Source organism: Streptomyces sp. NPDC057654 (assembly GCF_042800135.1).
Lineage (GTDB): Bacteria > Actinomycetota > Actinomycetes > Streptomycetales > Streptomycetaceae > Streptomyces.
In genome coordinates, this window is the sequence record NZ_JBHVHQ010000024.1 from 1 (window position 1) to 26,923 (window position 26,923).

Below are 26,923 nucleotides of genomic sequence, written 5' to 3' on the forward strand. Positions count from 1 at the left end.
GAACGCCGACCCCGCCTCCCGCACCTACTACGACAAACAACGAGCCCGCGGCAAAACCCACACCCAAGCCCTCCTCCGCCTCGCCCGCCAACGCACCAGCGTCCTGTTCGCCATGCTCCGCGACGGCACCTTCTACGAACCCCGCGAGCCGAAGGACATCGAACTCGCCGCATGACCCCGAACCCACCCACACCCCACAGGGGCGCCTTGACGAAAGACATAGAGGCACCCCCCGTGCCCATGGGCCTATACCGACCGCTCGCCGACACCGACCCCCGCCTGATCTGGGTACCTACCTGGTCGAGGTCGGGCTGTGCGAGGAGGGCGAGACCGCCGGATTCGCCCCGGCCAATTTCCACCGGCAGCTTCAGGACAAGCTCACTGCGGCCGCCACGGCGGCGGACGCCAAATGCCCAAGCAACGAAGGCCTGATCATCGGCCCCGAGACCGGCATCCCGTCGCTCAAGCCGCACCGCTCGGAGGGTCAGCGGCCCTCCCTCACCGACGCCTCCCGGCAGGACAAACGTGAAGATGTGCTGTGCCATCTGCTGGCGCTCAACCGGTGGCGAGAGCAGCTCACCGAAAATCTGCTCGCCTTCGCCTCGGCCGTCGGCAACCTGCGCTGTACGGGTCTCCACGATCTGACGCTTCAGCAGACACTGCGCACCCGGCGCATCTCAAGCGGCCGCACTGCTGCAGCGCCCCGCCGAGGCCATCCATCTGATCACCTCGCTCACCGATGCGCTGTCCGTGGCCGAGCGCCGCGACTCCAGTCACGCGGTGCTGAAGCAGGTCGCCGACCATGCCTGCAACGAACTGGTGCGACGCCATCCGGAGCAGTACAGGCACATCCGCACGCGTCTGTCACCCGTCGAGCCCCGCGTCGGTCGTCTACAGCCCACCCAGCTCGCGCACGGAGCTGCGCCGCCAGATCTTTGAGGAGCTGGACCGCCGGAACAGCGGATAGCCGGTCGGCACCCAGGGGCGGATCACCTGGCGGTCTGCTCAGCGGTTCAGAGCGACGGCGTGTCCGCCTCGTCCGCCTCGACCGCCTGGAGGTCTGTGGGGAAGAAGCCGTTCCTGCCCGGTCCCGTTCCGGTGAAGCGGTAGATACGGGCCTCAGACAAAACGTTGAGGGGCGGGTCACCGTTCTCGATGATGACGGCCTGACCAGGGAAGTCGAGCATGTCTCCATAGAAGCGGTCGACCACGTACGAAGTCAGATCGACATCCTCGCCCACTGGCTCGTCGTCCATGATGGGGTCCCGATAGGTGACGACCGGTGAGTCGAGAACGATGAAGCCCGGGTGCGGTCTGCCGTGTTGCAGACAGAAATGGGCCAGCGCGGTGGTGAATGCCGAGTGCAGGACGGAGCGCACTCCCTTGCCTCGGCTGGAACGAGCACGACCGCCTGCACGGATGTCCATGGCGTACTGGTCGTACTCGGCGAACTCCACCGAGGGGACCTTCCACGCTTCCAAGGTGCGGCGCAGCGCCTCGTCGAACGACGTCAGGATCCGGTTGGGGACGTAGCCGGCGGGCCGCTGGGCCCGTCCCACCGCTTCTCCGTCCAGCCGTGAGCGTCGCTGTTCCAGTTCGTCGATCCGCTCGTGGAGTTCGAGGTTTCGTTCGATCTCCGAGCGGGCGTGGAGATGCTCCTCCATGCGGGCGCGCATGGGGGCGAGCTGGTCCTGGGTGGCGGCGATCTCCTGGTCCATGCGCGCGGCGTCCCGCAGCAGGGATACCCGGCGCTGAGTGAGCGTTTCAAACTGGACCAGCAGATCCCCGATCGTGGGCAGCAGGTCGGCGAGCAGGCTGGTGGTCTTGGCGGTCTCGTTCTGGACGGCTAGGTGGAGCTGGGTCGTCTCGTGTTCGCTGTGTCCGGGGTTTTGGTGCTCGGGCTCAGCGCCGCAGAACACGCAGGTGCCCACCCGGAAGTAGCCCAGCAGGCTGCCGGCTTCGGTCACCATCTGCAGGCGGTCGAGGTCAGAGCGGTACTGGTCCTCCAGCAGACGGAACCGGGAGACCAAGTCGCCGGTCTCCCCGAGGCGGGACTCCACCGTGGCCAGTTCCTCGGCCGCCCTCATCCGGGTGGTGACCGCCGTCAGGTGCCGGTCTGTGATCACTCGTAAGGTCGTGGAGTGCTCGTCGATGGACGCCTGCAGACGCACCTGGCGATCCCGAAGTTCCCTGACGTTCTCGCTCGTGGTCAGTTTGCTCTGCAGGTCGAGGATGATCTGATCGAGCAGAGTGATCTTGCCTTTGTTGACCCGGCGCTGTCCCGCGTTGAGGCCGGTGTCCACATCCGGATCGCTTTCACCGGTCAGCAGCAACCGCATGACCGAGGCTGCTGCGGTCTTGCCGCTGGCCGCGGCCGAGGGGAGGACCGGGGACAGCGGGGCGACCATCCGAGTCTCGGGGATGACGGAAAGATGGACGAGATCGCGCAGGGCCAGGCTGCGGCTCGCGCCGGCTTCGTTCTTGCGGATCCTCAGATCGGCCAGCGCAAGCTCGTTCATGAGGAACAGCGACAGGCTGTTCTTGCTGCGTGCTGTGTGAGCCGCGGTGACCTGGGTGTCAGCGGGGGCGGTCACCACCGAGCGATGATCGCTGCGGTAAAGGTGGATGGTGCTGCTGTTCGGGGCCCGCATGAGGGTCAGCGGCGTCCCGTCCGGCAGCCGCAGTCCTAAAAGGATCTGGCTGTAGCCGTCGGCTTCCGGCACCTCGGGGGCCTGGCTGCCACCGAGCATGTACTCGATGGATTCGACGATGAACGACTTGCCGGTGTCGGAGGCCCCGTAGATCACAGTGAGGGCTGGGCCGAAGTCCACGCTCGCGGTGGGCTTGTTCATGCCCGCATAGGTGAGATGGACCAGCCGCAGCTCACTCATAGCCGGCCCCGCTTCGCGCGAGTTGGGCGGATGCCCGTTCGATGATCTCCTGTGTCGCGGCGCGCGCGTCCGATCGCGCCGCGAACCGGTGCACCGCCCACGCGGCGCGCTCGCGCAGAGAGTCCACGTAGGACGCCTCCAGCACATCGACGAAGGCAGGCCCCCGGTCGGTGGCCTTGTACATAAGGCCCTGGTTGTCATCGACGATGCTGGCGAGTCCGGCACGGATCAGCACGAGCAGTGCCTCCTCCAGGACGACCCGTTTCATCCCGAGCTCGCCCCCACGTGCCGGCAGGTTGGGATGAAGGCTGGGGGGCCCGTTGAAGTCGCCGCTGTGGAGCACCACATGGTCCAGGGCGACCAGCTGCGCGATGTCCATGGGTTCGGGATGGCTCTCGGCCAGAAGGACGAGCGCGCGCACACCGACTTCGAGCGGACTGTTGAGCGGGTTCACTTCTCTCCCTCCCGGCACCATGTCAGACGGCTCTCGTTCGCCAGGTGATGGCATACCCCTTTACGAGCGTTCGTCTCGACGAAGGGCGTAAGTACCGTCGGGGTCAGCTGGACGGTGCCGGCCACGGCCATGACCGCGCCGTGCCGCTCCCAGCCGTCCGGGTAGGAGCGGGCTGCCACTTCCACGACAATGTCGTACACGTCCTTCTTCACCCGTTCGAAGTACGCTGGCTGCGTGGCATCGCGAGCGAACACGCGCACCGCCTCGGCGGCATAGAATGCCTCGCGCTGCCGCTTGAGGTGTTCGTTGGCCTCCTCGACGGCGGGCACATCGTCCAGGCCGCCGATGGCGCTGGGAAAGCGCTCGCAGTAGACGTCCACAAGGCACTGGACGTAGCGGGTCTCGTCGTCACGATGCTGCGGCGGAGGAATCAGCTGCTGGGGCCCCTGGTCGAAGGGGGCATAGGGGAAGCGATCCACATAGTGTGAGGTCGTCTTGTGCAGCTCGAGCATCTCGTCCAGATCCACACACTCGAATATGGCGAAGTCGGTGTTCGCCGCCAGCTCCTCGACGGTTCGACGCTGCTCATCGGTGAGCGCGGTCACGAGCTTGTCCCGGGTGGTGGACAGTTCCTGCAGAAATTTGGTCCGACACTCGGTCGGCTTTGCGAACTGCCGGGGCAGGCTGCGCGAGATGATCGGAGCCACGAAGACGTAGCGGGTGGGGACCGTAAACGCACCGGCTGCGGCGGCCACGAACATCTTGCGCATTTCCCCGGCCGCCGTGCCCCAGGACAGGGCGGCAGCGTATCGCTTGCACTGATAGTTGTGCCACTGCCCCTCCAGCCTCTTGTGTGAGAGATAGCCCGCCACGTCCACACCATGGTCGCCTGAGCCGCCATGGCGCTCGACCAAGGCGTACTTGGCATCCAGCGCCGGGACCCACTCCTTGACGAACTCCTCGAACTGGTCGGGGTCGTAGAAGGACACCAACTGCTTGGGCGAGGGCATCGGCGCCATGCGCAGCGCATGAGCTAGCACGGTCAGCGGCGGCTGCTCTGCCCCCGCGGGCCCTGCACCGTACGAATCAGACACCCTGCTATCCCCCCATTGCCCCAGGTGACAGCAAGACCCCGTCAGTCCTGAGCAGACGCAATTCATACCCCCGACCCCATCCACCAAACGATGTGCTCGGTTCCCTGGCTTTGTGCCCCTGAGATTGGCCGACGGGTGAGGGTGTATGGCGGAAAGTGGCCGCGTGAACGGCTATCTCGAGCGTCAGTCCGCGGCCCTGGTCGCGGGCCGCGGGGCGCGGGGCGCGGCGCCAGCTGTTGGTGCAGACGTTCGCCCTCAACCCCTTGTGGCCCAAGAGCGCGATCTCCGCCCGTTCAGCCAGGTCAGCTGCAGAGCCAGGAGCCCGGGGATGGGCCCTTGGGTGTGTGGATCCCGCCTCGGGCACAGTCGGGGTCACGCGGCACTCCGCCCCCTCCGTGCTGTCAATCTTGATTCGCCGCGCAGGCGGGACCTGCTGGTTCCGAAAGGATCTCCATGAGCGGCACTCGAGCCAGACGGGCAAATACCCAACTCAGCCTGTCCCTCGGAAGGAGCCACACCTACCGGAACGCTCCCGTGCAAGAGATGCTAGAACCAAGGTGGTCATAACAGGGGCACGAGGTACTCATCGAGGTCGACGTGGCGGGCCCTGTCCACACCGGGGGTCCTCGCCGAGAAGTCGAACTGCGGCGGCCGCTGTTCGTCGTGGAAGTAGATTGCCTCGAGCAGGCCGTCCGCAGTTTTGGCGAGGGTCGGATTAACGACGAGGAAATCCCGTACGGCCGGAATGTCCTGACACACCTGGAGCCAGAGGCGCTTGTCGCCGAAGTGGTTTGGCGGCACAATCACCCGGCTGCCGAGCCGACGCTTCCATTGGAACGTCCCCTTACTCAGGAAGGGTTCGGTGCCCTGCAGATCGAGACGCCTCACGCCGTTCTCAGCGGCCCAGCCGATGAGCAGGTGGTAGATTGACTTGAACGCTCCGCTCACGTAATGCCGTTCGGCCCCGTCCTCCACGCCCACAAGGCGCAACGTGAGTACCTTCTGGCGGGGGCTCCAGTGGCATAGTGCTCCTCCGATCGGCTTGCCGTCCTGCGTCGGCCGGAACAGCCTGCCGGTGCGGAAGAGGCACTCGTAAGCGGCGCATCCCGGCGGTGAGGTGGGTGGTGAAGTCGAGGCTGAAACGGATGCAGTACCGACCCTGCCTCATCGAGGGCCTCATCGCCAAGACCGGACTCGACCTCCAGCCTCCGTAACCCCAGCCATTTAAAATCTCTAGAGGTCCCGCATCGAGCGGGAAATCTCGCGAGCGAGGGCAGTCACGTTCTCGCGATACCAACCGGTCCGCTGATGAAAGTCTTCATCAGACACGAATTCTGTCACGGCACTGGTGAGGCCAGCGTAGATCGCATGCAATTGACCGAGGGTAAAAACATAGTCCGCACGGTGATTCGCCTGGCTAGCCCTGCGTGTTTCCTCGGTGAGAGCCGCGACCTCTTCACTCGGGCTCCCCAAGGTGAACCGCACCACCTCGTCTCGCGCGCCCGTCCCGGCCACGAGACGGAGGCACTCGTCCATGACGGAAGCCTGGGCCGGGCCCAGCGTCACGGAAAAGCGCCCGTCCCCCTGCTTCTCGATCCGCATCCGGGATCTCAATTGGACTGATACCTCCCTGAATTGAAACTGGACTCCGGCATATGGTATGCGTGAATTCGATAAGGAGTCTGAACAATCAGCACCCCATCGCCGTTGGCATCTCGCCGGGAGCTATCGTAGGCGACCTGCGCCCCCGTCTTTGCATCGGTGTGCGTCATCTTGCCTTCGTAAGACGACAGGTATTCGGCTAGCTTATGCGCATCTGACCCGATGCCCGAGAGAGAATGAGCCGGGGCGCTGGGTGAGCCGTCGTTCATCCGCTGTACGTCGTGATCCACACCGTCCGCCACACGGTTTCCGTACTTCTCATCCAGAGCGTCGTACGTGTCATCATCAATGCCGCATCCCTGGAGGCCGAGGGGGTCCATCCAGGTGAGCGGGTTGTGGACGTAGCCGTGGTGGTGGGGCGCCGGTACAAGGCCGAGGGGGTCCGGGGTGAGGAAGCGGGCGGTCTCGGGGTCGTAGTAGCGGAAGTAGTTGTAGTTCAGGCCCGATTCAAGGTCGGCATACTGGCCGGGGTAGCGGAGGGGGCAGTCCGTTGAATTGGATGGGGCGGGGAGGGGAGTGCCCCAGACGGTGGTGCGGGCTTCCCAGACCAACCGGCCGCTGGCCGCAATCAGTTCCGTGGGCGTACCGACCGCGTCCGTTACGACCGCGTGGAACTCGGGGGTCTTCTGTAGAGGGTTTCGGGTCGTCTGGGCGAGGGGACGGTAGGTGGCGCGGGCGTAGTCCCACGTTGTTGTCGCACCCTCCGGGGTGGCTTGTTCGGTGAGACGGGTGCCGTCCCAGGTGAAGGCCAGGACATGGGCTTCGGGGCCCGATTTGGATATGCGGCGGCCCAACGGGTCGTAGGTGTAGTGCCATCGCTCGCCCTGGTGGTTCGTTACCGATACAAGGCGATCCCCGGCGTTCCATTCGTACGTCCACACCTGGGTCTGGCCGTTGAGGAGGCGGCGGGTCTTGCGAACGAGGCGGCCTGCCGTGTCGTGTTCGTAACGCGTGCGGCCGGCGCGGCGGATCAGGGTGCCGGAGTGTTCCCTGTCGCCCGGCGTCGGGTGGTTCGGGGTGTCGGCGTGGGACTGGTTGCCCGTGACGTCGTAGGCGTAGGTCTCCGTCCAGCCTTGTGCCTGAACGCCTGTGACACGACCCGCCCGGTCGAGGTCGAAGTGACGGGTACCCGAAGTGAGTTCGCGGATTTCGGTGACATATCCGTCAGGACGGTAGGTATAGCTGCGGTGCTGGAGTACGTCACCTTCCTGGGCAGTGATGCTCTGGGTGGTGAGGCGGTCGGTGGCGTCCCAGCACTGGGTCAGTTCGGTGAACTCCCCCAGGCGGCGGCGCGTCTCGCGGCCCGCCGCGTCGTACGAGAACGAGAGGGCACCGCCCTCCGTCGCCATGCTCACCGGCCGGCTCGCCGCGTCGTACGTCCATGTCGACGTGTGCCCCGACGGTGTCGTGCGACTCGTCCGGTTGCCCACCGCATCGTAGGTGGAGGACACTGTGCGGTCGTTGACCGCCTCGGACAGCACGCGGCCCAACGGGTCTCGTTCCAGAAAGACCGTTGCCGCCTGGTTCGCCGTGCGTATCAGCGATCCGGCCGCGTCATAGACGTAGGTCGTGGTCTCGCCGCTGGTCTCGTCCCGCTGCTCAACGGGGCGACCGAGCGGGTCGAGGGTGTAGGTCAGCCGTTCGCCCAGTGTGTTCGAGCGCGCGACGAGACCGCCGGCGGCGTCCAGTTCGTACGTTCGCGTCGCGCCATTGAAGTCGGTCTCCGCAGTCAAGCGGCCCGCCGGATCATACGCGTAACGCCACGTCCTGCCCTGCGGGTTGGTGACTCCTACGAGCCTCAGTTCGGTGTCGTAGGTGAAGGCGTACTCCGCGCCGTCGGGATCGGTGCGGGTAGCGGGGAGGTCGAAGTGTGTATGGGTGTAGGAGGTGGTGTGGCCTGCGGCGTTGATGTGGGTGACGAGGTTGCCCTCGCCGTCCCACTCCCAGGTCTCGCGGGTGCCGTCGGGGTTCTCGCGCCAGGCGGGTTTGCCCTCGATGGTCCAGCCGTGGCGAGTGGTGTGGCCGAGGGGGTCGGTGAGGGCGGTCGGGCGCCCATGGGGGCCGCGCTGGACGTGGGTGGTGTGGCCGAGGGGGTCAGTGAGGGCGGTCGGGAGGCCGGCCGGGTTCGGGGTGACGGTCGTCGTGTGCCCCAGCGGGTCGGTGATCCCGGTCAGGTGCCCCGCGTCGTTGTAGGCGTAGCCGGTGACTGCGCCGGTGGGGTCCGTGGTGGAAGTGCGGTTGCCGAGGTCGTCGTAGGCATGGCGCCACACGCCGCCGTTCGGGTCGCGGATCTCCAGCGGAAGGCAGTTATCGTCGTAGAGGGCGGTGACGACGGTGCCGTCGGGGCGTTCGATCCGGGTGAGGTTGCCGAGGTCGTCGTAGGTGTAGCGAGTGGTGTGGCCCAGCGGGTCGGTGACGGTCACGGGGCGGCGGTTGGTCTCGTCCCACTCCGTGCGGGTCGTGTGACCAAGGTTGTCCGTCTCCGAGACGATCTTGTATGCCTCGTTGTAGACGTACACCGACTCGTGCCCCATCGAGTCGGTGTAGCGGGTGGTGCGCGCCGCCTCGTCGTAGCGGAAGCGTCCGGAGAAGGCGCCGTCGGGACCGACGGTGCGCAGGACCCGGCCGCGGTGATCGTAGACATAGCCGAACGCGGTGCCGTTGCGGTCGTGCCAGGAGGTGATGCGGTGCTGGTCGTCGTAGCGGAAACGGAGCGGGTCGCCCGTGGAGTTGGTGATCTGGGCGAGATTGCCCGCCGCATCGTAGGCGTAGGAGACGAGAGTGGTACTGCGCTGCCCATCCCGGCCGTGCAGCAGACGAAGGCGGGTGATGCGCAGCAGGGCGGGGTCGGTGTCCACGGCGATGCGGTAGCCGCCCGAGTGTATGACCTCTTGCGGGGCACCCTGCTCGTCGTAGGTGAGGGTGATGCGGTTACCTTCACCCGCCCGGTCGGTGATCGCCGAGAGGGCCAGTTCCGGTCCGCCGGTGGGCAGCGGGGCGAAGTGCAGCGTGCGGTTGCGCTCCGGGGCGCTGATCGTCATGGTGCCGTCCGGCTTGCCGTCCCAGGACAGCGGCCAGCGGGGCCCGCTGGCAGGGAGGGTGGGCACATCGGGCTCGGGGACAGGGTAGGTCAGCACCATGCCGTCGTCGGCGATGTAGACGACGCCCTCTTTGTCCAGCTCCAACCGCTGGTCCAGCGTCCCGGCCCAAGTGGGGCCGAACCAGCCGCCGCACGGATGCCCCGAGACATAGTGCCGCTCCAGCACGAGCGGGAGAGCACCGGGCAGTTCGACGTCCGTCGCGGAAGTGAACATCTCCCCGGTGGCGGCGTCCACCGGCTCGTTCAGACCGCACTTCTCCCCCTTGCACTTGTCATGCTTGCCCGGTTCGCCGTCCGCGCGCCCGCGCCCGCTGCCGTCCCTGCGCAGTCTCCGCTCACGACCGGCCAGTCGCTTGGCAGCATCCTTGGCGGCGGAGGCACCTTTGCGCGCGGCGGACCCGCCTCCCGTGGCCAGCGCGAGCAGCAGGTCGGGAGTGATCTGGCCGGCCGCGCGGAAGGGATTGCGCTGCCATTCGTCCCAGTTGACGGCAGCTTTGGCGAACTCTTTGGGATGCTCCTGCGCGTAGACGACGCCGTCGGCCATGCCGGCAAGTTGCATGGACCAGCCGCCGAAGCCGTCCTCAAGCAGATATTCGCCCTGCTTGTAGATACCGCGAACAGTGTCCAGGGCGCCGTAGAGGAAGTTCTGTCCCTTGTCCTGGGCACGCGCCCATCCTTTGGGGGCGTCCGGCGCCTCCTCCGCCGCCTCCTCCAGCTTCTTCTTGGAGGTGTCGACGACGCCTTGAAGTTCCTCCTCCAGGGCGTCCAAGCGGCGATAGCACTCCTCAAGCGCAGCGGAGCCGGGGTCGTCGTCCGGTGGCCTGTCCGGAAGGTCCTCGTCCTTGCGGTCCACCGCCGCGTTGTACTTCTGCACCCGCGTGGCGTGTTTGGCGGACTCGGCACGCGCGGCGTCCGCGTCCGCGATGATCGTTTTGACCCGCTTGTGGACGGCCCGCAGCTTGTCGGCATAGGCAGCCAGCGCATCGGCCGCGGAGGTGAAATACTTCCGACCCGCCGCCAGATCCCGCGGAAGCGCCTTGACGGAATCCTCGAAGGACTGGGCAGCCTCGCCCGTCCACGGCATCCGCACGAGAACGCCCAGCTTTTCATTGCCGTCGTGGAAAGCCCCCGCATACGCGCGGAGCTTGACCACCAGATCGTCAATCTTGCCCGGGTCGCCGATGATGACATCGCTGGGCTCGGCATGCGGCGGTATACGCTCGGTGCCACCGGGTGAGGCACCCTCGGTTGCGTCCTTCGTGGTCATGCGATAGTGCCCCCGTCGTAGTTGTCCTCCCAGTCGACGATCTGCTGGTTGCCGAAGCGACGGATCCGAGGCGTCTTTTTGGGCTTTGGCTCTTCGTCCCACTGTTCCTGGAGGCTCTTCGGCGCAGGGTCGAATTTCCCCCGATGCCCCTCTTCCCAGACCTCCAGTCCGTGATCACCGACGGGAAGCTTGGCCATGTTGTCCTCAGTCGGAGAGAAATTCTTGACCTGCAGAAGATCGGCCATGACATAGGCCGAGAGAACCTTCCGCAGCGTCTCCAGGACATAGTCGGTGTGCTGGGCGATGCGGCCCATGCCATAGCCCCACTCGGAGAGCACATCCTTGGCAGGCTTCTCGATATCGACCGTCGCCGCCGATTCGATGCCCTTGGCCATCGCCTTCCAGTCATCCTTGATCTTGTGAGCCGCCACAACCGACTCCTCCAGCGGCTTCATTACCTTACGGACCCCGGAAATTTCCACCGCATACCCCGCACCAGGCGCCGGCCGGTTCCCATCGGACATACCCCTACCGTCCCCGTCGTTCCCCGCCACGCCTACTACCCGCGGGCTTCGGTCGCTTCAGCACTTCCGTGTTCGGCACCAACGGCATCCGCCGACGCGCCGGCCATCACCGCGTCCGCATCCAGCACGAACGGACGCGGCCCCAGCGGATCGACCAGCACCCCGACCCCCTCCGGCAGCAACTCCACCAAGTCCGCCGCGGTAGTGGACGCCCATTCGCACGCCCCCGCGAAAAGGGCAAGCCCCTCCCAGGAAGTAAATACCGGCGCCACCGGTCCTTCCAGCGTCTCCGCGACGAAGAAGCCGGGCTGCTCCGGCCGCTGGAAATACAGCCTTGCGGAGCACAGTTGCGCCAGACGCTCCGCCGGAGTCATGCTCGCGACCGCCTCCTGCTGCACCAGGTCACGCAGCGACATACCGCCCCTCCCCCCGTTACGCCACCGGACAGACCATCGGTCACATAGTGGCACGTCCGTGCGACTACACGTCCACCTGTTCCCAACTCCGCATTGCTTCACGACGTTCGCCAACGACTCAACACCCCATCCACCCACGCCAACGCCTATTGCCAGTTCGCGGAGTACGGGTGCTGGGGTGTTGTAGAGGGGAATTCGCTCGGTGAGATGGAGGTGCCAGGCTTCGGGGCAAGGGGCGCCATCCGCCCTTGGCTGATCGCCGAGCTGAAGCCGTGGCACCGCCAGCGGGCCCGCGCCGAGGACCGCATCCGCGCCGCCCGCGCCACCGGCCGACGCAACCTGCCCCCGCACGGCACGGCCCAGAACCACATCTGGCTGGAGATCGTCCAGATCGCGCTAGCCCTGCTGGCCTGGATGCCGATGCTCGCGCTGACGGGGAAGGCCGGACTCTGGCAGCCCCGCCGCCTGCGGCTCCGCCTGTCACCGCGGCCGGACAGCTCGTGACCACCAGCCATCGGCGGATCCTCCGCCTCGCCGTCCACTGGCCCTGGACACCGTGTCCCGCGGCCCGGCGGACACCACGGACGACGTGCCCGTACCCGCCACCGCGGCCCGGCTGAGGGCGCTGCTGCACCAGTCGCCGGACACCGCGCTCAGCCCGGCGGAAGCCGCCCTTCTCACGCAGTGGCTGGACCAGCTCGCGAACGGCCCTCAGCGGGACCGGTAATCGCGCCCGCCTCTTCGGCGGCCCCGGGGCGGGGGTCGCGGCCGGCCCGCTCCGCGTTCTTCGCGTGCTCATCGGCTCGGTCACCAGGTGACCGGCACCGTCCTGGTGGACCGGTCGGTACGCGCGGGTCTGCCGACTCTCATCAAACGGCCGCGGTCGTTCGACCGTCGTTCACAGCAGGCGCGTATGCGGGGAACTTCCGGCCTACTGACGGGCGTCGACCGACCTGCGTCCTGAAGTGGACGCGTATCGCGCGGAGTTCATCGCCTCCCCGGTCTCACAGCAGTTCGGTGCGGTAACGCGGGGCAAGGTCGGCGGCCTTCCTGCCGCGCGCCGCGAGTTCGGCGTCGTCCAGCTTCGGCGGCTGCGAGGTCGCGCTGGAGACCCGGTCGGCGACGGCCAGGAAGTACTCGTCCTGGCCGGCGGGGGTGCACATGCAGTGCATGCGTGCCGGGCGGCCGGAGACGTTGCGGAAAAAGTGCGGCGCGTTCGCCGGGATGTTCACGGTCTCGCCCGCGTTCACGGTGACTTCCTGCCCGCGGAAGGTGAACCGGATCTGTCCTTCCAGGATCGTGAACATCTCCTCGAAGTCGTGCCGGTGCGGCGGCGGACCGCCGCCCGGCGGGACGCGCATCTCGATGAGGCAGTACCGGCCGGCGGTCTGCTCACCGGACAGCAGGATGGTGTAGATGTCGCCGACGAGCGCCAGATGCCGGAGGTTGCCGTCCTCGCCGGGACGAACGACCGTGAGCTGCCGCTGCGGATCATCGCGCGGGACGGGGGATCCGGCCCCGCCGGGCGAATGGGGGGTCTCAGCCATGACTCTCTCCCTACGAGGCGGCGAGCCGCCGGTGGTGTGCGTCGCGATGTCAGCGTGCAACGGTCTCCGACTGCGTTCGGGGGTGGGCGGTACCGGTCAGGAAGGGGACGAGGATCTTGAGGAAACTCCCGGGATCTTCTTCCGCGACGAAGTGTCCGCTGCGGGGCACGACGCCGGCGATCACGCCGGGGACCGCCGGCCGGAGGGCATCGGCGAGCCGGGCGCCGGCTCCCGACTCACCGCCCAGCGCGAGCACCGGCATGGTGAGTCGGCCGCCCTCCTCGTACCAGGTGCGGTTGACCTGCCCGTCGGCGAGCAGGGTCCGGTAGTGCTCGAAGCCGCACCGCAGTGACTCGGCGCCGGAGTAGGAGCGGGTCACCGCGGCGACATCCGCCGTGCCGATCGCGCCAGGCGTGCCCGCGAGGTGGGCGAACCACCAGGTGAAGAAGGCGTGTTCGTGGCCGGAGAGCAGAAGTTCCGGCACCTCCGGGGCCATGAACAGGCCGAAGTGCCACCTGCCCCCGGCGGCCACGTCCATGGCCTGCTCCAGACCCAGCCCGGGAACCGCGAGTTCGGCGAGCACGAGCCGCTCCACCACGCCGGGGAACCTCCGTGCGTAGGAGAAGGCGACCATGCCGCCGATGTCGTGCCCGACCAGCCGGACGTCCCGGCTCAGCCGCAGAGATTCGAGCAGCCGGTGCAGGTCGTCCGCTTGCGTGTCCTTCTCGTAGCCGGACCGCGCCCGCTCGGACCGACCGAGCCCGCGCAGATCGGGCGCCACCACCGTGAAACCGAGCCGAGCGAGCGGTGCCAGCACGTGCCGCCACGCCAGAGCCGTCTGCGGCCAGCCGTGCAGCAGCACGAGAGGAGCACCGTCGCCGCCGATCAGGTAGCTCAGGGTGGTGCCGTTGACGCGTGCTGCGCGCCGGGTGAATCCCGGTGGGAGCGTGTCGTCCGGGTCGGTGCCGCCGGGCTCGGGCATGGGTGGCTCTCAGTTCGGGATGAGGGAGGCGACGGCGGGCAGGACGGCCTGTCCGGCAGGGGAATTCCAGTTGCCCGCCAGCCCGGTGAGAATCATGTTCGTCGACGTGATGACAGCTCCGGCCCGTTCCATCTGGCGCAGGGCGGCGTCGTCGGCGATCTTGTTGGTCGAGCCGCCCGCGTCGGCGACGACGTGCACGGTGTAGCCCAGCGCCAGTGCGCTGAGCGTGGGGTAGACCGTGCACACGTCGTTGGTGACGCCGACGATGATCAGAATGCGCCGCCCGGTCGCGGCGACCGCCGCGGCGAACGCGGGGTCGTCCCAGGCGTTGACGACGCCGGTGCGCTTGATGCGCGCGGCGACCTCGTCCGGGACGAACTCCTCGAATTCCTTGGCGAACGGCCCCTGCGCGTGGTCCTCCAGCGACGAGGTCAGCACCAGTGGCATGTCCAGGGCCTTGGCCGCCCTGGCGAGCGCGATGGCGTTGGCCTTCATCACCTGCTGATCGATCGAGGAGACCCAGCTCATCGTGCCGTCCTGGTGGTCGATCAGCAGCATCGCGGTGTCGGCGGGCGGGAGCATCTGCATCGTCATGATGTTTCCTTGTGGTGGAAGCCTGCGGACGGCGCGGCTTGCGGCGTTTCCGGCCGCTCCGGTGACCGTGATCATCGCGGTCGTTCCTGTAGTTGGAGGGTGGACGGGTGGGTGTCGTCGTGGTGGTAGGTGTCGGTGCCGACCTTCTGGCCGTAGAAGTGGGTCAGCGGGGCATCCGCGATCGGGGAGTCGTGGTTGCTGATCGCCAGCCGGATCCGGTCACCGCGGTGGGCGAGGAAGGACATCGGCAGCAGTTCGACGCGTAGCTCGTACACCGTCCCGGGCGTGAGCGGTTCGGCCCGGGTGTGGGCGTGGAAGGGACGCAGCGGGCTGGTCAGCTCGGGCACCTCGGCCCGCTGCGACGCGCGCAGCCACCCCTGGCTGACCCGCGTCGGCCGCGCCGTTCCCGAGCCTGGCACCAAGTACACCGACACCATGAGGTCGAGGTCTTGCTGGTCGGTCGAGGTGTGCAGTGTCAGCACGCCCTGGCCGGTGAACTCCCGGTCGCAGTCCATCGGTTCGGACGTGAAGGTGGTTACCCGTGCGGTGTGGTCGGGCCTGCCGTCGGCGTCGAAGACGGTGACGCCCGCTGCCCACTGCGGGTCCGGATAGGACCAGGATGTGCTGTCCGGCCCTGCCGTGGGCGGCGACGAGGTGAGAGACCCGTCGTTCAGCGACGTCACCGTTCCACTACGGTCGCCGGAGAGATAGAAGGCAGTGGTCTGCGCATCGGGGGGCGGCCAGGCGGCGGCGGAACGGTAGGTGCCCTCGTTGTTCACGTAGAACCGGACGGCGGGCCGGTCCATCACGCCGTTGTCCGCCCCCTTGAGGTGGTGGTCGTACCACGGCAGCAGCTCGGTCCGGTGGAAGTCCTCGTCGAAGAAGTACCGCTGGGCGCCGGCGAAGCTGTCGGGGTGCGCGACCAAGAGCTGCTTGGGACCGGTGACACGTTCGTAGCCGGTGAAGTTGCCGCGCAGGTGCAGCGATGCCTTGCCCCACACACCGATCGAGAACACCGGGATATCGACCTGGTCCAGTTCCCAGAACGGGGACCGGCGCTGCTGCCACTCGTCGTCGAACGGGTGGCTGAGCGCGTCGTAGACGAACCGGTCCTTGCCGCCGGTGTGGAAGTCGATCCCGTTGAGCTGGTGTTGCATGAGAACCGACCCGAAGAGCCAGGACGAGAAGAACCCCTGGGTGGGGATTCCGCCGTGGTACATCCAGTCCCGGTACATGTCCGTGGCGCCGTCGTAGGCGACGATCGTCTTCAGGTGGGGCGGGCGCGTGCGCGCAGCGTTCCACTGGCTCCAGCAGTAGTGGGACATGCCGATCATGCCGACCGCGCCGGTGGCCCAGTCCTGAGCCGCGACGTGCTCGATCATGTCGTGGACGGCTTCCCCTTCCTGACGGGAAACCGGGTCCCACGTGCCTTCGGAGCGTCCGGTGCCGGGCAGATCCATGGCCACGTAGGCGTAGCCGTGGTCGAGGTAGAACTGGATCGGGCCGTACTCGGTGAACGGGAAGATCGGGTGCGGCGGGAGCCGGCGGAGCGACTTTTGGTACGGCGACGCACCCAACAGGACCGGAAGGGGGCCGGAAGCGTCCTCCGGGAGGTACACATCGGCCCGTACGACATCGCCGGCGCGGGTGCGTAACTCGGTCTCGAACGGGGTCACTGCCACGTCTACCACGTCTGTTCGTTCCCTTCTCGATCGGCGGCGCACCATCCGCAGCCGTGCACCCGCCTGCACCGCCGGACAGTCGGAGCCGTGGGACCGCCAGAAATGCGGAACATTTCGTCCGCTTAATGGACGCTAGCCCACGCTCACCGGAACTGTCCACAGTTAGACTGAGCCGTACGTCGCGTCACTTCGAGGAGAACCGATGCCCCGCCCTCGCAAAGTCCGCCGCGACGCGGAGGCCAACCGCGAACGGCTCCTCGCGGCCGCTGCCGCGGCGATGCTCCGGGAGGGCCGCAACGTCCCGCTGGCCAGCATCGCGGCCGAAGCCGGCCTCGGCATCGGGACCCTCTACCGCAGCTACCCGGACCGCGACGCCCTGCTGCACGCCTTGGAGTACCGCGCGTACGGCCTGCTCAACGCCCTTCTGGACGAGATCGAGAACGAGGAAGGCATCAGCGGCCTGGACGCGATCGCACGGTACCTGGAGGGTGCACTCGCCGTCCGTGACCAGATGGTCCTGCCGCTGCACGGCGCACCGCCACTGGTCAGCCCGGCCGCCGTCGAAGCACGCGAGGCCATCAACCGGCGGCTCGACAGCTTCATCGACGCCGGTCGGTCCGACGGCAGCGTCCACGCGCCGGTCAACGCCACCGACATCATCATCCACAGCGCGATCACCACGCAGCCCCTGGCACACGGCCCGAACTGGGACCACATCGCGCGACGCCAGATCGCCCTCTTCCTGAACGGCCTGGCGGCCGGAGGGCCGGCAAAGGTGCCGGCCCCCCTTGTCGAACGCACGAGCATCGAGAGCGCCTTCAAACAACACTCGTAACCCGACTCCGACCGCGACTCCCCCGCATCGCGACGCCTGCGACGGGCCGACGACCAGGCGTCCGTCCATGCCCGCCCGGAGTATCCCTGGCGAGCGCCGGTTCGCCGATGTGCGCGGCGACGCGGCGGCCGGGACGCTGTACCGGGTCGGCTCGCGCCGGCTGCCTCAGGAGGGGCGCACTGGAGAAATTGCCGGACCGGTGTCGTTCGACCGTGGTGCACGCGGCCAGGTTTCCAAGGCTGTGCTTCAGGTGGGCACACACACCCTCGGTCGGGTTGAGGTCGGACTCGGCAGGGGCGCAAGCGCCGACGCAATGCCATCTCAAGGTGTCCGACTCAAGGTCCCCCGCTTACGCGCGGTGTGCCCACCGTGCCGCATACACCCAGGCACCCGGTGTTCCCGGGCAGGGGAGAACACATGCGGTCTTTCGTTGCCGCTCCGTTCTGTGCGGCGCCTGCGGAGGGACGCCCCCTCCCGTTCAGTTCTTGGAGTCGAGTGCGCGCAGGACGAGTTGGTGCAGGTTTCTGCGTTCGTCGCTGTTGAGCGGGGCCAGGGATCTCGCGGTGGCCCGGTCCAGGATGCGCCGGCCCCGCTGAAGGACTTCGTCCCCGTCCGCGGTGATGGACAGGAGATGGCGGCGGCGGTCGTTGGGGGCGGGGCGGCGGCGGAGGCGGCCCGCGCGTTCCATCCCGTCGAGGACCTTGACCAGGTCGCTGGCGTCCATCGACATCAGACCTGCCAGCTCGCGCTGCGAAAGCTCCGCGTACTCCTTCACGCACAGCAGGACGAGGTGCTCCCGCCAGGACAGGGCTTCTTTCTCGAAGGCGTCCTTGACCGCGCCGCGGAGGACGTTGCCGAGGCGGGAGAGGGCGAAGACCGGCAGGTTGAGCAGCACCGGAGGGCGCGAGGGAAGTTCTTCGACTGGCATGGGTGAACCTTACCTTCATACATGCAACAATGGGAGTCACCCATCATTGGACGCCCCTTGATAGGAGTGATGTGTCCAAGCTCGTCAACCGCTCGGCCACGCACCCGACGCCGCTGCCGAAGGTCCCCATGGAGGTGTGGCGAGTGGCCGGCGTGATCATCGTCGGCTCGTTCATGTCCACCCTCGGCTCCTCCCTGGTCAATGTCGGGTTCAAGACCATCGGCCGGAACTTACACGCGCCGTTGTCACAAGTGCAGTGGCTGACGAGCGGTTACCTCATAGCCTTCGCGGCATTCCTGCCGTTCACCGCGTGGCTGAGCCGACGCGTCGGCCCCGGCCGACTGTGGCTCTTCGCGCTCGCCGGCTTCGTCGCGGCGTCCGGCCTGTGCTCACTGGCCCCGAACCTGGCATGGCTCGTAGCGCTGCGCGTGGTGCAGGGCGCCGCGGGGGCGCTGCTCGTGCCCACCGGCCAGACCGTGGTCGGCCATCTCGCCGGGCCCCAGCGGATGGGCCGGGTCCTCAACTCCATGAAGGTCGTCTCGGTCCTCGGCCCGGTCATCGGCCCGACCGTCGGCGGGCTGCTCATCAGCGGTCTGTCCTGGCGGTGGCTGTTCCTGGTCAACATTCCGGTCGGGCTCGTCGCGCTGCTGTTCGGTCTGCGGATCGTGCCCCGCGGCGAGCCGGTGCGGGGCAGGCCCTTCGACGGCCTCGGATTCGGGCTGATCGCGATCGGCCTGCCCCTGACCATCTACGGCGTCAGCGCCATCGGCCGCGCCCACAGCATCTCCAGCGCCCAGATCCTTGCCACCGTGCCGCTGGGCCTCGTCGCGCTCGCGGCGTTCGGCCGCCGGAGCCTCACCACGGCCGCCCCGGTTCTTGACCTCCGCTTGTTCGGCAACCGCGTCTACGCCGCCGCCGTGGTCTCGGTGTTCTTCACCGGCGCCGCGCTGCTGGGCAGCATGGCGCTGTTCCCGCTGTACTTCCAGTTGTACCGGAGCGAGAGCGTGGTGCACACCGGGCTGTTGATGGCCGCGATCGGCGGCGGCGCCGCGCTGTCCATGCCCTTCGGCGGCCTGCTCACCGACAGGATCGGCGGAGGGGTCATCTCCGTCGCCGGTCTCGCTCTCAGTGCCGCGAGCGTCGCGCCGCTGACCGTCCTCGGGTCTCAGGTCAACCTGGTCCTGATCGAAGCTCTCCAGGTCCTCACCGGCTTCGGCCTGGGGATCGCAGCCATGCCCGCGTTGTCGGTCGCCTATGCGACGGTGCCTCGCGACCGCCTGCCCGACGCCACCGCGGAAGCCAACATCGTCCAGCGCATCGGCGGCTCCATCGGCATCACGACGCTCGTCGCCGTCCTCGGGAACACCGGCGCACCCGGCATCGCCTCGTTCCACACGGCGTGCCGGTGGCTGGTCGGAGGGATCGTCATCGCCCTCGTTCTGGCGGGCTGGCTCGCCGTCGAGGAGCGGCGGCGACACGTCGAGCTCGGTGTGTGAGAGCCCCGGCGATCAGCCCCCGGCCCGGCCGGAGAGCTGTTCGACGACCTTGAGCAGGGCTCCATGGTCGAGCGCGCCATGCCCCTGCGCCTTCAACACCGCCATGAGCTGGGCGACAACGGTGCCCAGCGGCAGGGCGACCCCCGACTCACGTGCCGCGTCCTGCACGATGCCGAGGTCCTTGTGATGCAGGTCGACGGGGAACCCTGCGGTGAACTCTCGCCGGGCCATGGCCGCCGCCTTACGATCCAGGATCCGGCTGCCCGCCAGCCCGTGCGCGAGCACATCGATCGCCGCCGACGTGTCCGCGCCCTGCGCTTCCAGCAGCACCAGCGACTCGGCGATCAGCTCGATGGTCCCTGCCACGATCAGTCGGTTCGCGGCCTTGACGGCCTGTCCGGCACCGATGGGGCCGACGTGTACGACCGTGTCGCCGAGCGCGCGGAGCACCGGCCGGGCGGCGTCCAGCGTCGCCGCATCGCCCCCGGCGATGATGGTCAACGTGCCTTCGACGGCCGGCTGCTCACCCCCGGACACCGGCGCTTCCAGTATCCGGACCCCCTTCCCGGCCGCGGCTGCCGCAAGCGCTCGGGAGACTTCGGGGTGAACGGTGCTGCACTCGATCAGCAGCGCGCCCTCCCGCGCGTTCGCCAGGACCCCGTCGTCGCCGAGGACCACAGTGCGGACGTCCGACGAGTCATGGAGGAGGGTGATGACGGTGTCGGCGTCCTGGACGGCCCCGGCCACGCTCGCCGCGCGGCAACCGCCCGCGGCGGTAAGGGCGTCCATGTCCGTCTCGTCCCCACTGTATCCCGTGACCTCGAAGCCAGCCTTCAGCAGATTCCGTGCCATCGGGCCGCCCATAACTCCGCGCCCGAGGAAGCCCACGCGCGTCGTCTTGTGGCTCACCACTGAACCGGGACCTCCCGCACGGAGTACACCGTCGCCTCCGGCAGGAACTCAAGCTCGGACAGCGGCACCGCGAGGCGCAGACCGGGGAAGCGCCGCAGCAGCGCGGGGTAGGCGACCGCCAGTTGCATGCGGGCGAGCTGCTGGCCGAGGCATTGATGCGCACCCACCCCGAACACCAGGTGCGGGTTGGGGCTGCGCCGCAAATCCAGTTCATCGGGGTTGTCGAACATCTCCGGGTCGCGGTTCGCGATCGCGTCCGCCGCGATCACCCCCTCGCCCGCACGGATCGTCACGCCACCGATACGGACATCCTCCCGCGCCACCCGCCGTCGGCCCAGGTGCGTAGTGTTGACGTAGCGGATCAGTTCCTCGACCGCCGTGGCCACTTCCTGCGGGCCGCCGTCCCGCATGACCGATGCCTGTTCCGGGTGCAGCAGCAGGACCACCGTGCCGAGCGCGATCGTGCCGCCGGTCGCCGAATAGCCGGCGGCGAGCAGGACTTCGATCAGCGCGAGAGCCTCGTCGCGCGTGATCTCGCCCGTGCACACACGGTTCGTGACCAGCCGTCCGATCAGGTCGTCCGACGGTTCGGACTCCCTGCGACGGATCAGATCGGTCAGATAGGACACGAGCTCGCTGTGGCCGCGCTTCGCGTCCTCCTCCGACGTGGTCAGCGTCAGTCGGGCCCGTACGTTCTTGCTGAAGAACTCGTGGTCGTCGTAGGGCAGGCCCAGCAGCGCGCACAGCATCATCGCCGGTCCGCGCGCGGCGAATACGTCCACGAGGTCGACCGGCGGTGTCCGGCGGTCCATGTCGTCGAGGAGGCCGTCGACGACGGCCCGCACCGCGGGTTGCAACGCCCTGACCCGCGGCATGCTGAACTCGGGTATCAGCATGCGGCGGAAGTGCGAGTGCCGCGGATCGTCCATGCCGAAGAACATCCGGCTCCCGGCGCTGCGCAGCTGCGCGCCGGACGACGCGTGCGGAAAGCCGGGCCATTGCCGGTCGACGCTGAATCGCGGATCACGTTGCACGGTGGAGATGTCCTCGTACCGCGTGAGCAGCCATGGATGCGTACCGTTCCAGATAGTGATCCGGCTGCTGGGCTCCTCCTTGCTCAACCGGACCAGTTCCTGCGGCAGTTGGAAGGGGCACCCGGCCGGTCGCGCCATCGGATACGCGGGCGGCTGTGCCACCGATCGCTCGTGCTGCGGCTCGTTCCTCAAGGACATGGCGACTCCTCCGCGGTCTGGTAACGGCTTCCTGTCTGAGCTACGGCGCAGGTCCGGACAGTCGGCAGCGGGATGTGCATCGCCCGCGCCGCCAAGGGCGATGCACCGGGTGCTCACACGGCCAGGGCGTTTCTGATGGATCTCCGTGGGTGAAGGAGCGCCGCGGAGATCCATCAGAACCGCCCTAGGCGAGCATTGCGGCCGCCCGCGCGCTCACGGCCAGGGACTGGAGCACGTAGCCGCGTCCCCAGACCGTGTCGAGGGTCAGATGTACTTCCTCGATGCGCTGCCGGAGCCTCATCATGTGAAGGTCGAACGAGTTGCGCGTGGGCGGCCTGTCGGTCCTCGTGCCGAGGTGCTCGTACAGTTCCTCACGGCCCGTGACCTCCCCCAGGCGACCGATCAAGAAGTCCATCAGCCATGCCTGCGTCCGGGTCAGGCAGACCGAACGGAACCCGAAGGTGAGCAGGCCGCCGGGGTCGAGTACCGGACTGCTTTCCTGAGCCTTTCGGCTCAGCAGCGCGGCCTTTCGGAGCTCCAGGTCCCCGCGGGGCACCGGAGGCCGGACCCAGTCTTCGTAAGGATCACTCGACAGCGGCGCCTCGGCGTCGCCTTCCACCACAAGTATCCTCGGTATGCCCTCCCTCTGGCATTGTCGGCGGAGGTCGGATTGCGCAGGCCATCGAAGAAGAGGGACATTGATGCAGGACGTTAAATGGAACATTTCTCCCCCGTGCTTTCTGTCGTCTACAACGATCCGTCAAGACCCCGATAGCACCTTCCCTGGGACGAGTAGCGGACGGCATTGCCGCCCATAACCGGCAGCTCATATTCCGCTCATGACCGCCTCTCGGACGAGGCCCGGGCGGGCCGAGCGACCCCTCTACCGGGCGCTGCCCGCCAGCCCGCGGCGCGATGCAGCGCCGATTGCAGGTTGTAGGTTGAACCCATAATGGGTCAACCCATCGAATCGCAAAAACCCACGCCCAGCACCGCCGGAGCATACGGCTACCAGCCCCGCCGCCCGCGCCCGAGCGGGGACTCGGACGACGCCGACGGCGGCTGACGGATATCTGAAAGAACTTCCGGAACCCGCCGCGCAGCATGCGAGGCTCCGATCCAGCCAATGTCACGCTCTCTAGTGGTTGGGGCAGCAGGCCATGCTCGTAGAAAGTCAGCGCAGCTGGATTCGGCAATGGAAAAGCATCGAACCCCCCATGGCCCGACTGGTGTGCTTCCCGCATTCCGGTGGGTCCGCCAACGAGTACCACTCCTGGCTCGGCATGGTGCCCCCGCATATGGAACTCGTAACGGTCCAGTACCCCGGCAGAGCCGAACGGTTCGAAGAAATACCGGTCACGGATGTCAGGGCAATGGCCTCTCACATCGCATCGGAGTTGACGCGACTGGAACCGGCGGGCCTCGCGCTGTTCGGGCACAGCCTGGGCGCGCTCGTCGCCTACGAGACCGCCGCCTCCTTGCAGGCGCTGGACTCGGTGCCGATCCACCTGTTCGTGTCGGGTTCGCTCGCGCCGGGGGAAGCCGGCGGCGGCCTTGCTCACCTGATGTCCGACGCGGCGTTATGGTCCTCGGTCTGCGCGCTGGGAACCGTCGACCCTTCGCTGAGGGAGGACCGCGAATTTCGCGACCTTGTTCTGCCGGCGCTGCGGGCGGACGTGACAGCGAACGAAACCTACCGCCCAACGGCCGACGCAGAGCCGCTGACCTGCCCGATCCGCTGCTACTTCAGCCCCGAGGATCCCCTCGTGGCGCACGACCGCCTCGGCGCATGGGCCACGCACACGGTCAGCGGCCTCACCCTTCGCGCGCGGCCCGGCAGCCACTTCCACGTACGTGTGGACCCGGACGGTCTGGTGGCTGACATCGTGCACACCCTCACTGTCAGGGATGGCCGTGGCTGAGCACGAGCACGGCGCACACGGCTCCCCCGGCGAGGGCGCGCTGTCCGGGATGTCGATCGTGGTGACCGGTGCGGGCACGGGCATCGGCCGGTCCATCGCCGAATGCCTGGTCGAGGCCGGCGCCGGGATCACGGCTGTCGGCCGCCGGAAGGCACCACTCGAAGACCTGGCGGCACAAGCCGGAGAGGCCGTGCAGGCGGTGGCGGCGGACATCGCCACGCCCGGCTCCCCCCGACAGATCGTCGACACGGCCGTCACACGGTTCGGTCGGCTGGACGCGGTCGTCAACAACGCCGGGCTCGCCCGGTTCGGCCGACTCGACGAGATCGACCCGGAGGAGCTGGACGCCGTGCTGCGAGTCAATGTCCGGGCGCCCGCAGACCTGATCCGGTGTGCGCTGCCGCAGCTTCGCGCGCACCGCGGCTCCGTGGTGAACATCTCGTCGGTGGCCGGCGCCTTGGCCATGCCCGAGCGGTCGTTCTACGGCGCGAGCAAAGCAGCGCTCAACAGCCTGACCCGTTCACTGGCCCGGGAGCTGGCTCCCGAAGTGCGTGTCAACGCGATCCTTCCCGGTCCGGTCGACACACCCATGTGGCACGAGACCGGGCTGACGGAGACGGACCGACGACAGCTCGCCGAGAACCTCACCGCGGCGACCCCCATGGGTCGATTCGGGCGCGGCAGGGAGATCGGCCGATGGGTGTGCTGCCTGCTCGATCCGGCGATGTCCGGCTGGGTCACGGGGGCGCTGATCCCAGTGGACGGAGGACGCACGTCATGACGGGACACACGACATCCCTGCCTTGGAACCCGGAGGAGCAATGAGCCCTGGCACCACAAGCCTCGAACCGACCTCGATACCGCTCGCGTCCACAGTGCCGACATCCTGTCTCCTCGACGTCTACCGCAAAGCCGAGGAGACGGAACGAACGGCCGGCGTCGACGTGGTGAAACTCCACGTCGGTGACCCCTACTTCGACCCGCCCGGCGAGGTGGCGGAAGCCGTGCACGCGGCCGTGCGGCGGGGCGACACCAAATACACCTCCGTGGAAGGCATCGCCCCCCTGCGCGAGCGGCTGGTCGAGAAGCTGGCGTCGGAGAACAACCTGGACGCCGCTGTGGACCGGGTCTTCGTCAGCCCGGGATCGGCCCAGGGGCTGACAGCCCTGCTACGGGCGATCGTCGAGCCCGGAGCCGAGATCCTGCTCCCCGAACTCCACTGGCCGGTGCACCTCCAACAGAGTCTGTTCGCCGGATTCCGCCCCGTCTTCTACCCTCTCGGGCCAGGTTTCCGTCCGGACCCGGAAGCGATCCTCGCGGCCGCCACCCCGCGCACCCGGGTGCTGCTGCTGAACTCCCCGGCGAACCCGACCGGAGTGGTCCTGGACCGGGCCGCGCAGACCGCTCTGCTGGACCTCGCCCACCGGCAGGGCTGGCAGATCATCAGCGACGAGGCGTACGAGCACTACGTGTACGAGGGCGAGCACTTCTCCATCGCATCGCTGGAACGCGGCCTCCCCGACGACGAGCGCCTCGTGCACAGCACGTACAGCTTCTCCAAGAGCGCCGCCATGACCGGCTATCGACTCGGGTACGTGGTCACCGCCAACGCCCGGACGGCCGCCGCCTTGAGGGTCGTCCAGGAGGCGGGCATCATCGCGCCGTCGACTCCGGTCCAGTACGCCGGAATCGCCGCGCTGGACGCCCGCGACGCCATCGCCGCGAACGCCGCGCTCGTGGCCCGCAACCGTGCCGAGTCGCTGCCCGCGCTGTGCGAGGCGGGTCTGCTGACCGAACTGCCCGCAGGAGGCTGGTACGCCCTGCTGGATGTGACCGTTACGGGCCTGGACGCGGAAACCTTCGCCGCCCGGCTGTTGGACACCCACGGTGTGGCGGTCGTTCCGGCGGCCGGCTTCGCGATGCGCCCCACACTGGCGCCCAGCGGCCACGTGGCGTCGGTGGACTTCGCGCCCTGGGCCCGGAGCCTGGTCAGGATCGCCTTCTGCGGCGACCCGAAGCAACTGCGACTCGGACTGGACCGGATTCTCGAATTCGTCCGGCAATGTGAGGCGGGATGACGCCGTGGACACCTTGACCTACGCGGACTATCTCAAACTCGACACCCTGCTGTCTCTACAGGAACCCCGTGTCCCGCGCAGCGCGGAGCGCTCGGTCACCCTCTCCGAGCACTTCTTCGTCGTCGCGCACCAGTCGTGCGAGCTGTGGCTCAAACAGATCGTCGCCGATGTCGAGGCCGCGATCGACCTTCTCCAGCCCGGACGCGGCCCCGACGACCACGTGACGAGCATCGAGTTCCTGGAGCGGGCGGGGGAACTGCTGCGCATCCTCCTCGAACAGGTGATCGCACTGGAGAAGCTGCCCATCCGCCACTTCGCCGAATTCCGCCCCCTTCTGGGGACGGCGAGCGGAGCCGACTCCGAACAGTTCAGGTATCTCGGTGAGTTGATCGGCGACGACCAGCGCTCGGGGAGCCTGTACGAGACCTTCGCGTCCGCGGCGAAGTACAGCGGCACATCGGTGGCCGAGGTGTGCCGGCTCGGGCCGAGCGCCGGCGCCTACCACCGAATCGCCGAGGCATTGCTGGACATCGGCAACAAGTTCTGGCGCTGGCGGCTGGAGCACGTGACCTTGGTGACGCAGATGCTGGGCGGCGGCACCGGAACAGGCGGAACCAGCGGCGCCGCGTACCTGATGAGGCGTATCACGCTGCCCTTCGCCGAACTGCGGCAGCTGCGCAGCCAGGTACACGTCGACTGCGCGGAACGGCACGCCGGATGAGCGCCCGGCCTGCTCGTCTCCCCCCAGCCCCTCAGGAGTCGCCGTGAGCACAAGCCCTCTGGACGACGAGGACGGCCGCTTCCTCGTCGTGGTGAACGACGAGGACCAGTACGCGCTGTGGCCCGAGACCGCTCCCGTACCGGCCGGCTGGCGGACAGCGGCCGAGCCGGGCAGCCGCCGCGAGGCCCTCGCCTACGTCGAACAGAACTGGACGGACCTGCGGCCGAAGAGTCTGCGGCAGGTCGGAGCCCTACGGGACGACGCTTCCGTGACCGTTTCCGGCGGCGACGCACCAACGCCTTCGGCGGCGACGGAACCGCGGATTCCCGACTGCCCCCTGGCGCGGGCGACCCGGTGGATCGGCGACTGGCAGACCCTTGAGACGCTGCACGAGATCTTCGACGGTCACACCCGGCCTGCGGATATCCGCAGGCACCTGCGGATATCCGGCGCAGAAGCGGCGGAACGGCTCTCCGACCTGGTCGAGCGCGGGTTCCTGGAGGCGACTGCGACAGCTCCGCCGGAGCGCGGCCCCACCTACACGGCAACCCCCTTCGGGCGGTCCCTGCGGCCGTTGCTCCTGACC

The 26,923-nt window shown here is 67.9% G+C and carries 24 protein-coding genes and 3 pseudogenes; 11 read left to right on the forward strand and 16 right to left on the reverse strand.

What is annotated here, in order from left to right; translation table 11 throughout:
• Positions 1-175, forward strand: a pseudogene (locus ACFU99_RS04095) (IS110 family transposase); the annotation flags it as partial.
• An 838-nt stretch (positions 176-1,013) separates the two neighbouring features.
• Here ACFU99_RS04095 and ACFU99_RS04100 read toward each other — a convergent pair.
• From ACFU99_RS04100 to ACFU99_RS04135, 8 genes are all read right to left on the reverse strand, one after another.
• Complete coding sequence (locus ACFU99_RS04100; protein WP_384385413.1) at positions 1,014-2,891, reverse strand: hypothetical protein; 1,878 nt, start codon at positions 2,889-2,891, stop codon at positions 1,014-1,016.
• Positions 2,884-3,345 carry an ABC-three component system middle component 2 gene (locus ACFU99_RS04105; RefSeq protein WP_384385416.1) on the reverse strand — a complete coding sequence of 154 codons (462 nt, stop codon included), beginning with the start codon at positions 3,343-3,345 and terminating at the stop codon, positions 2,884-2,886. Before ACFU99_RS04105 ends, ACFU99_RS04100 begins: the two co-directional genes overlap by 8 nt.
• Positions 3,342-4,439 carry an ABC-three component system protein gene (locus ACFU99_RS04110; protein WP_384385418.1) on the reverse strand — a complete coding sequence of 366 codons (1,098 nt, stop codon included), beginning with the start codon at positions 4,437-4,439 and terminating at the stop codon, positions 3,342-3,344. Before ACFU99_RS04110 ends, ACFU99_RS04105 begins: the two co-directional genes overlap by 4 nt.
• Positions 4,440-5,000: 561 nt before the next feature.
• Positions 5,001-5,420, reverse strand: coding sequence for a hypothetical protein (locus ACFU99_RS04115; RefSeq protein ID WP_384385421.1), 420 nt, complete (start codon positions 5,418-5,420; stop codon positions 5,001-5,003).
• 252 nt (positions 5,421-5,672) lie between these two features.
• Positions 5,673-6,041 carry a hypothetical protein gene (locus ACFU99_RS04120; RefSeq protein WP_384385424.1) on the reverse strand — a complete coding sequence of 123 codons (369 nt, stop codon included), beginning with the start codon at positions 6,039-6,041 and terminating at the stop codon, positions 5,673-5,675.
• 8 nt (positions 6,042-6,049) lie between these two features.
• A complete protein-coding gene (locus ACFU99_RS04125; protein WP_384385471.1) occupies positions 6,050-10,468 on the reverse strand; it encodes a DUF6531 domain-containing protein in 4,419 nt (1,472 codons plus the stop codon).
• Positions 10,465-10,992: a hypothetical protein gene (locus ACFU99_RS04130; protein WP_384385427.1), complete on the reverse strand. Its 528-nt coding sequence runs from the start codon at positions 10,990-10,992 to the stop codon at positions 10,465-10,467. The genes ACFU99_RS04125 and ACFU99_RS04130 overlap by 4 nt, the downstream gene beginning before the upstream one ends.
• A 35-nt stretch (positions 10,993-11,027) precedes the next feature.
• Positions 11,028-11,408: an SseB family protein gene (locus tag ACFU99_RS04135; protein WP_384385430.1), complete on the reverse strand. Its 381-nt coding sequence runs from the start codon at positions 11,406-11,408 to the stop codon at positions 11,028-11,030.
• A gap of 255 nt (positions 11,409-11,663) precedes the next feature.
• On the opposite strand from ACFU99_RS04135, the pseudogene ACFU99_RS04140 reads away from it, so the two are divergent.
• Both ACFU99_RS04140 and ACFU99_RS04145 read left to right on the forward strand, forming a co-directional pair.
• Positions 11,664-12,028, forward strand: a pseudogene (locus tag ACFU99_RS04140) (transposase); the annotation flags it as partial.
• Positions 11,965-12,135, forward strand: coding sequence for a hypothetical protein (locus tag ACFU99_RS04145; RefSeq protein WP_384385476.1), 171 nt, complete (start codon positions 11,965-11,967; stop codon positions 12,133-12,135). The pseudogene ACFU99_RS04140 and the gene ACFU99_RS04145, both read left to right, overlap by 64 nt.
• A 277-nt stretch (positions 12,136-12,412) precedes the next feature.
• Here the strand turns inward: ACFU99_RS04145 and ACFU99_RS04150 are convergent, their stop codons facing one another.
• The 4 genes from ACFU99_RS04150 to ACFU99_RS04165 all read right to left on the reverse strand — a co-directional run bounded on the left by ACFU99_RS04150 (position 12,413) and on the right by ACFU99_RS04165 (position 16,213).
• Complete coding sequence (locus ACFU99_RS04150) at positions 12,413-12,955, reverse strand: cupin domain-containing protein (RefSeq protein ID WP_384385433.1); 543 nt, start codon at positions 12,953-12,955, stop codon at positions 12,413-12,415.
• 49 nt (positions 12,956-13,004) lie between these two features.
• Positions 13,005-13,937, reverse strand: coding sequence for an alpha/beta fold hydrolase (locus ACFU99_RS04155; protein WP_384385436.1), 933 nt, complete (start codon positions 13,935-13,937; stop codon positions 13,005-13,007).
• Positions 13,938-13,946: 9 nt separating this feature from the next.
• Positions 13,947-14,531 carry an isochorismatase family protein gene (locus tag ACFU99_RS04160; RefSeq protein ID WP_384385438.1) on the reverse strand — a complete coding sequence of 195 codons (585 nt, stop codon included), beginning with the start codon at positions 14,529-14,531 and terminating at the stop codon, positions 13,947-13,949.
• Positions 14,532-14,602: 71 nt separating this feature from the next.
• Positions 14,603-16,213: a CocE/NonD family hydrolase gene (locus ACFU99_RS04165; RefSeq protein WP_384385441.1), complete on the reverse strand. Its 1,611-nt coding sequence runs from the start codon at positions 16,211-16,213 to the stop codon at positions 14,603-14,605.
• Between the two features lie 202 nt (positions 16,214-16,415).
• Here ACFU99_RS04165 and ACFU99_RS04170 point away from each other — a divergent pair, with 202 nt between their 5' ends.
• A complete protein-coding gene (locus ACFU99_RS04170) occupies positions 16,416-17,048 on the forward strand; it encodes a TetR/AcrR family transcriptional regulator (protein WP_384385444.1) in 633 nt (210 codons plus the stop codon).
• Between the two features lie 478 nt (positions 17,049-17,526).
• Here the strand turns inward: ACFU99_RS04170 and ACFU99_RS04175 are convergent, their stop codons facing one another.
• The gene (locus ACFU99_RS04175) at positions 17,527-17,976 is read right to left on the reverse strand and encodes a MarR family winged helix-turn-helix transcriptional regulator (RefSeq protein ID WP_384385448.1); all 450 of its coding nucleotides are present in this window, start codon (positions 17,974-17,976) and stop codon (positions 17,527-17,529) included.
• A 71-nt stretch (positions 17,977-18,047) separates the two neighbouring features.
• Between ACFU99_RS04175 and ACFU99_RS04180 the strand changes: the two genes are divergently transcribed.
• Positions 18,048-19,472 carry a DHA2 family efflux MFS transporter permease subunit gene (locus ACFU99_RS04180; RefSeq protein WP_384385450.1) on the forward strand — a complete coding sequence of 475 codons (1,425 nt, stop codon included), beginning with the start codon at positions 18,048-18,050 and terminating at the stop codon, positions 19,470-19,472.
• Positions 19,473-19,484: 12 nt separating this feature from the next.
• Here the strand turns inward: ACFU99_RS04180 and ACFU99_RS04185 are convergent, their stop codons facing one another.
• The 3 genes from ACFU99_RS04185 to ACFU99_RS04195 form a co-directional block, all read right to left on the reverse strand.
• On the reverse strand, positions 19,485-20,381 hold the full coding sequence (locus tag ACFU99_RS04185; protein WP_384385453.1) for an NAD(P)-dependent oxidoreductase: 897 nt from the start codon (positions 20,379-20,381) through the stop codon (positions 19,485-19,487).
• Positions 20,378-21,616, reverse strand: a complete 1,239-nt coding sequence (locus ACFU99_RS04190) for a cytochrome P450 (protein WP_384385456.1) — start codon at positions 21,614-21,616, stop codon at positions 20,378-20,380. The genes ACFU99_RS04185 and ACFU99_RS04190 overlap by 4 nt, the downstream gene beginning before the upstream one ends.
• A gap of 184 nt (positions 21,617-21,800) precedes the next feature.
• The gene (locus tag ACFU99_RS04195; protein WP_384385459.1) at positions 21,801-22,235 is read right to left on the reverse strand and encodes a winged helix-turn-helix domain-containing protein; all 435 of its coding nucleotides are present in this window, start codon (positions 22,233-22,235) and stop codon (positions 21,801-21,803) included.
• A gap of 598 nt (positions 22,236-22,833) precedes the next feature.
• Between ACFU99_RS04195 and ACFU99_RS04200 the strand changes: the two genes are divergently transcribed.
• The 6 genes and pseudogenes from ACFU99_RS04200 to ACFU99_RS04225 all read left to right on the forward strand — a co-directional run.
• Positions 22,834-23,538: a thioesterase II family protein gene (locus ACFU99_RS04200; RefSeq protein ID WP_384385461.1), complete on the forward strand. Its 705-nt coding sequence runs from the start codon at positions 22,834-22,836 to the stop codon at positions 23,536-23,538.
• On the forward strand, positions 23,531-24,319 hold the full coding sequence (locus ACFU99_RS04205) for an SDR family NAD(P)-dependent oxidoreductase (RefSeq protein ID WP_384385463.1): 789 nt from the start codon (positions 23,531-23,533) through the stop codon (positions 24,317-24,319). Before ACFU99_RS04200 ends, ACFU99_RS04205 begins: the two co-directional genes overlap by 8 nt.
• A gap of 40 nt (positions 24,320-24,359) precedes the next feature.
• Entirely contained in the window at positions 24,360-25,616 is a 1,257-nt protein-coding gene (locus ACFU99_RS04210) for a pyridoxal phosphate-dependent aminotransferase (protein ID WP_384385465.1), read from the forward strand.
• A gap of 4 nt (positions 25,617-25,620) precedes the next feature.
• Positions 25,621-26,337, forward strand: coding sequence for a tryptophan 2,3-dioxygenase family protein (locus tag ACFU99_RS04215; protein ID WP_384385468.1), 717 nt, complete (start codon positions 25,621-25,623; stop codon positions 26,335-26,337).
• Between the two features lie 43 nt (positions 26,338-26,380).
• Positions 26,381-26,578, forward strand: a pseudogene (locus ACFU99_RS04220) (MbtH family protein); the annotation flags it as partial.
• Positions 26,579-26,605: 27 nt separating this feature from the next.
• On the forward strand, positions 26,606-26,923 hold a 318-nt coding region (locus tag ACFU99_RS04225; protein ID WP_384385473.1), incomplete at its 3' end, for a winged helix-turn-helix transcriptional regulator.